The 4,789-nt window shown below is 41.8% G+C and carries 6 protein-coding genes and 1 pseudogene; 2 read left to right on the forward strand and 5 right to left on the reverse strand.

The window, feature by feature from the left end; all coding sequences use genetic code 11:
* Positions 1–144: 144 nt before the first annotated feature.
* A complete protein-coding gene (locus tag ACTNDS_RS16475) occupies positions 145–840 on the reverse strand; it encodes a recombinase family protein (protein ID WP_441036846.1) in 696 nt (231 codons plus the stop codon).
* Positions 841–918: 78 nt separating this feature from the next.
* Here ACTNDS_RS16475 and ACTNDS_RS16480 point away from each other — a divergent pair.
* Together ACTNDS_RS16480 and ACTNDS_RS16485 are read left to right on the forward strand one after the other, a co-directional pair.
* Positions 919–1,302 (forward strand): annotated as a pseudogene (locus ACTNDS_RS16480) (protein CapI); the annotation flags it as partial.
* Between the two features lie 134 nt (positions 1,303–1,436).
* Positions 1,437–2,396 (forward strand): type IV pilin protein, encoded by a 960-nt coding sequence (locus ACTNDS_RS16485; protein WP_441036841.1) that lies wholly within the window; start codon positions 1,437–1,439, stop codon positions 2,394–2,396.
* A 56-nt stretch (positions 2,397–2,452) separates the two neighbouring features.
* Here ACTNDS_RS16485 and ACTNDS_RS16490 read toward each other — a convergent pair whose 3' ends face one another.
* The 4 genes from ACTNDS_RS16490 to ACTNDS_RS16505 all read right to left on the reverse strand — a co-directional run.
* Positions 2,453–2,560, reverse strand: coding sequence for a hypothetical protein (locus tag ACTNDS_RS16490; protein WP_441036842.1), 108 nt, complete (start codon positions 2,558–2,560; stop codon positions 2,453–2,455).
* Positions 2,547–2,912 carry an EAL domain-containing protein gene (locus ACTNDS_RS16495; RefSeq protein WP_441036843.1) on the reverse strand — a complete coding sequence of 122 codons (366 nt, stop codon included), beginning with the start codon at positions 2,910–2,912 and terminating at the stop codon, positions 2,547–2,549. Before ACTNDS_RS16495 ends, ACTNDS_RS16490 begins: the two co-directional genes overlap by 14 nt.
* Positions 2,896–3,111 (reverse strand): hypothetical protein, encoded by a 216-nt coding sequence (locus tag ACTNDS_RS16500; RefSeq protein WP_441036844.1) that lies wholly within the window; start codon positions 3,109–3,111, stop codon positions 2,896–2,898. Before ACTNDS_RS16500 ends, ACTNDS_RS16495 begins: the two co-directional genes overlap by 17 nt.
* A gap of 572 nt (positions 3,112–3,683) precedes the next feature.
* Positions 3,684–4,789: PD-(D/E)XK nuclease domain-containing protein (locus ACTNDS_RS16505; RefSeq protein ID WP_441036845.1), on the reverse strand; the 1,106-nt coding region annotated here is incomplete at its 5' end.

Consider the following 4,789-nt stretch of genomic DNA (forward strand, 5'->3'; position numbering starts at 1 on the left):
GTTCATAGTGAAAGCTCCTTCCCGTGATAGCTATCTATATACTACCACAAAAACTTTCAAGCTTCACTGACATCTATCCTAACACACAGGGCATCCGGAATCATGTCAATCGTAAATTTTCTTTGAACAACCCCGATTCTATTGTCAATCCCGCATCCTAATCTCAATCCGACCATCCTTGAAAACAACAATCTGCTCAATTCCAGCACAGGTTTCTTCATCAGAAGCGCCTATCTTATTCTCAATCAACTCAAGCAGTTGATCTTCCTTCAATATGATATTTCTACAGTCACCCCCGCCCTTACGGCCTTTGCGATCCCAGGTTTTATATTCACCCCTGGCATTTTTTCTGCTGTTTCTCACATAGGGCTTGCCGCAATCCCCACAGATCACTTTCCCTTTCAGAAAATGGGAGTTCTTATTGCAGCGTGTTGTTTTCGGAGTTGCAAGGACCTCCTGAACCTTCTCCCACAGCTCTCTGCTCACAATTCCCTCGTGGTCGGCCTCCAGGTAGTACGTTCTGTACTCTGCGCCCGGCTCAGGTCTGTGTGTGAGTAAGTCGACATGGGGTGCTTTCTGTAGCTGGCGGTCACCTTTATAAATCTCGTTTCGGAGAATCCCTTCGATTACTGAAACGCTAAGCCTATCGCATCCGCGCAGAGTCTTGAACCCCTGCTGTTCCAGCTCACCCGCAATCTTTCTTATCGACTTCCCCTTGGCGTATTCCTCGAAAATAAACTGTATCGCCCATGCGTCCTTATTCGGTGTGAGGACACCGTCAATCTCGTCATAGCCAAGGACCCGATTATTTCCAAGATGCCGTATTCCTTTCTCAGCCAGCTTCTCGTAGGTCCACCTGAAGTGCTATACTAACGTTGTAACAGTAGTGGCTAATAAGATATAATCAATCTATCAAAGAACTGCAAACATGATTTCACATATGTAGATGATATCGTAGAAGGCGTAAAACGCGTGATGCAGGGCGCCCCTGAGAAAAAGAACGGGGAGGACGGGCTTCCCATTCCTCCCTACGCGGTTTATAACATCGGAAACAACCACCCGGAAAATCTTCTGGATTTCGTGACCATCCTCCAGGAGGAGCTGATTCGCGCTGAGGTTCTTCCTGCTGACTATGATTTCGAAGCACACAAAAAGCTTGTCCCCATGCAGCCTGGCGATGTTCCGGTCACCTATTCTGACACCACTGCGCTGGAAAGGGATTTCGGCTTCAAGCCTGCGACCTCCCTCCGGGAAGGACTGCGCCGGTTCGCACAGCGGTACAAGGAATTTTATAACGTGTAGAAAAAGAACAAACTGTACAGAACATTTTACTCTGCTGCCGCACTCTTTGTGAAATAGATTCGTCCTATAAAATAACTCGCCATGCTATGGAAAATCATATATAATAAGACAAAAATGTACAGAAAGAGAGCAGTATGAAAAAAAATTACAGAAAAGGGTTCACTCTGGTGGAACTTGTAGTTGTAGTGGCTATCCTTGGTATTCTGGTGGCGGTGGTAACTCCTGTGTTTTCCGGTTATATAGAAAAAAGCCGGGAAACTACTGACCTTTCAAACGTGAGAACAGCTTACTCAGAGGTGATGCTTGCCGTAATGGAGCAGGATACCAGTTCACCTCTATACACAGCAAATGGAACATATCTGAGTATCGTACCACTGAAACAGGCAAAGGATGGTTGGGCATTAGACCAGAAAAAACTTGTCATTGCAGGAGTCAGTTCTTCTGACAGTGTACATTGGCTTAACAAGCCACGTGCAAAAGGACATTGTAAGGTTTATTATATGGACGGTTCCGTTTTTTTTAACTGGAGCAGTGAAAATCATATCAATTCCATATCTGCCGCAGATTTTCTGACAAAGGAGGTTTTGGACGTCATTCTGAGCGGAGGCAGTGAATATCGATATACAGTCCTCAATTCTAACGAACATTACGATCAGAATGGCGGAACCCAAAAATTCACGGATTATGCCAAAAAACACGGTTTTGATCTGAATGACTATGGGGCTAAGACCTGGCAGATTTATGTTAAAGAAAGTGATTCTTCAACAGATATCCTCTCAAAGCCGGCCATCTATTGGAGCAGTGTAGATATCACAGGTTCTAATGTGCTTGGAAAAAAAGTTCCGGTTATGGGGTATCGTGATGGTAAATATGATGTGTATTATGCCGAAGTTGTAGAGTACAATACCGGAACGGCAAATAAATATCATTCATTGAAAAATAATTTTGCGAATGTGACAAATGCTGGTGGCTCTGCAACTTTTCAATTTAACAACTACACAGAAGCTAAGAAGGTATATGACAAGCTCCTGGAAGCATATGAAAAGAGGGGCGAAGTTACTTCCGATGATATATCGGAGAATGGATTAAACTAGGGAAAGTGCTTCTCCCAGATTCAGGCAGGCAGCATGCGCATAGCTGCCTATTCCTTTCACCATTCCACTTTTTTGATAAACTCCACAAATTCCTGCTGGGGAAGTGGTCTGGAAAAATAATATCCCTGAATGAAATCGCAGCCCATTTCTTCAAACTGCTTCAAAACCTCTTCGGTTTCCACACCCCTCCACCACGATTTCCATCCCGATTTCCTTCAACAGGCGGATGTTGTATTTCAGGATTGCTCTGATCTTGCTGTCAAAAACCTTATCCGTCATGCTCTTGTCTATCTTAACGATACGAAAAGGCAGAGAAATAATTCTGCTGAGATTGGAGTAACCTGTACCGTAATCATCCAGAGAAAAAGCAATGCCCTGTTCCGAAAGCGCCCGGATATTCTCTTCCACAACGTCCTGAGTCGTATTCGCAGCCGTCTCCGTTATCTCCAGATTGATCTGTTCCGGCTTGAGATTGTATTTTTTCAGATAATAAAGCACTTTATCCGTCAGATCCATCTGCATGCACTGCTTCATGGACAAATTCAGCTCTATATATTCGATCCGAATCCTGTGCCAGGAACCAGACGTTATATGCCTCTGACCATAAGTCGAAAATCGTGGTGAGCAATACATTCAGATAAAGTGCCATCAGCAGTTCATTCGTCCTGCTCCCCTGAACTTTTCGTTGAAACAGGATCGCAATCATGAGGACCATAATGAGAATCGCGGATAAATCAAAGTATAGTAACAGTGCCCGGTAGGAACTCCATACACACTTCGTATTGGGTAGATGAATGGATCGGGACTAACCATACAAGGTCACTAAATTCCGATGCTAAAATATGTATATTTTTGGGCAAAATAACTAAAGCCAATTCCCAGAAATAGAATCCAGAAATCAGCCATAAACGCAAAAAAGCCCAGCAGTCTACATTTGATGTGTAGTCTACTGGACTTGCTAATTTTTCCGTTATTCAGTTCAATGATTATGATGAGTTGGACCTATTATACATTAAGAAGAAACTCCTTTATTTCGCTACGTCAAATTCCGATCCGGATGTCTTCACCGCATCGTTTAGTTCAAAAATGATCACATGGATATCAGGACATAGTATTCCCGCAACACGGTAGGAGCCCTCTGAATCCCAGTCACGGTGACAGCCAAAATTTAAACCAAATCAAGTAAGTCCAACTTTCGGTGATGCGTTGACTGTATGTACTTCTATACCGGAGGAATAATCTTTCTACGGACTTTCGCACTTCTATATATATATTTTTCAGATGCTATTACACTTTTTCAATTATGCATTGATGCTTTTTACTTTTCTTGTCATAATTAATTCCTACAAGCAAAATATCACCGGTATAATCTGAAATCGAGGATGGGTATTTTCTGTCTTTAATCTGCTGTATTGCCGTTTGCACTTTCTGGTTCCATTTCAATTCAACAACCAATGCAGGATAAACACTTTTATATTCAGGCTTAGGGATAAAAATAAAATCTGCAAATCCGCGTCCGGTAGGAAATTCACGAACCGGTTTAAAATAATACTGCATGGTTCCCAGATAGGCAATGGTTAATACGCTGCTTAATGAATTTTCATCATGATACCTGATGACAGAAGCGTATTCATTATGAATTTTCTCAATTTGTGCAGCAACTGTTTCGTTATCCATATCCAGCGTTGCATCAAGTAAAGTCTCTGATTCTTGTTGGAACATAAGCATTTCATTCCATGACTTACTTTTTACAGCATTAGTCAGTTCCTGGCGGATTTCTTCATTGGGAACAAAAGCAATTTTTTCTGTCTGATCATATCCAAGATATCCCAGATGGATCATATAAGTCAGTACATCATCCTTACTTTGAATATTAACAGTGTCATTTTTGAATGTTGCTGTATTAACTTTGACGGATGAGCCGGAAAGCATTTCTATGATCGCTGTTTTCAAACCATCATAATTCATGTTGATAAAAGGCACAATCGCTTCATAAGAGGCTGTTTCCGACCAGTAACTCTTATATTCTCCCTTCAGCATTACGCTGACAACAGCTCTGGGATTATAGACCTGGTAATCTTTCAGCAGATATCCATCATACCATTTCTTTACCTTATCAAAATCCTTATGGTACTTATTTGACAGCTTTTGTACTTCAGCTTCCGTAAATCCGATATACTGCGCCAGAATACTTGGACTTACCATGGTAAATTCATCAAAATTGTTTAAGGCAGACTGAGTTTTTTCCTTTTTAATCGGTAAAATACCTGTAAGATATGCAAGCTGAATATACTTTGTAGGCTCTGTCCCTTTGAAAATACCACGTAAGAAGCGGATATACTCATTCTGGATATCCTCTTTTGTAGCTTCATCACGAATCAGAACATCCCATT

Source organism: Blautia sp. HCP3S3_C12 (assembly GCF_052064155.1).
Taxonomy (GTDB): Bacteria; Bacillota; Clostridia; order Lachnospirales; family Lachnospiraceae; genus Blautia_A.

Coding starts and splice junctions, on each gene's coding strand:
- ACTNDS_RS16485 (WP_441036841.1), top strand. CDS start 1,437: ATGAAAAAAAATTACAGAAAAGGGTTCACTCTGGTGGAACTTGTAGTT.
- ACTNDS_RS16495 (WP_441036843.1), bottom strand. CDS start 2,912: ATGGATCTGACGGATAAAGTGCTTTATTATCTGAAAAAATACAATCTC.
- ACTNDS_RS16500 (WP_441036844.1), bottom strand. CDS start 3,111: ATGGTCCTCATGATTGCGATCCTGTTTCAACGAAAAGTTCAGGGGAGC.